Genomic DNA, 863 nt, shown 5'->3' on the forward strand with positions numbered 1-863 from the left:
CTGTTATGACCGAATATGAACAGGCATTGCTGCAGCATTTACTGGACCGAGAACTTTACACTCAGCTACATCAATTCATGCAGAACGTCGACATTCCACGGATCGACTTCACAATTGAAATAAAGCTATTTGAAAATGGAGCGATCAAGTCGGCCTCGATCAAAAACAAAAGCGCGAATATACCTATTGAGCGCATTGCGACGACGGCAGCGTATAACGCAAGTCCATACCCTAGACCACCAGAATCCGACTACGAAATCCTTTATACGTATGCCGTCACTATGTCGTATAAAAAGACGGGGAATATTCAATAAGGATAGATTGACTCTGCATACAATTGGATCTCTTCCAATAAAAATGCTTTGTCAGAGCCATGCTCAACTCCTTGAGCAGCCGCCTGTAAATCTTTCGCAAATGCATCAAAGTTCAAATATCCGTTTTCACCGCCAAGAAGCCTAGCCATACAATGTTGACTCCACTTCTCTCGCTCTTCAGAATTTAATACCTCTGGATAGTTTCGTGCCTTATATCTAAATAGCATCTCATCAAGACGTGAATCCTGAAAGGCAAACTGAGCATCTTCGAGTTCTTCTGGCGGCATATTTCGGAGGCTCGTCAATTGCGCCTTGTCTTGCGGCGAGAAAAAACCTCCAGAATAGATCATCAAATCTGGATCGGTGGGCTGAGCTCTATCTTCATCAGCAACAAACACCTCCCTAACATGCGAAAAAGCCGACATATCTGCTTTAAGAAGCTTCACATGCTCTCTCATAAGATCGAGATCCATCCCCCAAGCCTTTAAACGCTCTTCGGGAATGACCTTAATCATTGACGCTGGCGCGAGCATTGGGCATTTATTCAAA

1 protein-coding gene and 1 pseudogene are annotated in these 863 nt (G+C 44.0%); one reads left to right on the plus strand and one right to left on the minus strand.

The window, feature by feature from the left end; all coding sequences use genetic code 11:
- The coding region (locus tag A3738_RS30540) for a hypothetical protein (protein WP_197473585.1) at nucleotides 1-314 on the plus strand (314 nt) is incomplete at its 5' end.
- Here the strand turns inward: A3738_RS30540 and A3738_RS04280 are convergent.
- Nucleotides 308-863, minus strand: a pseudogene (locus tag A3738_RS04280) (exodeoxyribonuclease I); the annotation flags it as partial. The gene A3738_RS30540 and the pseudogene A3738_RS04280 overlap by 7 nt on opposite strands.

This window comes from Oleiphilus sp. HI0066 (assembly GCF_001635725.1).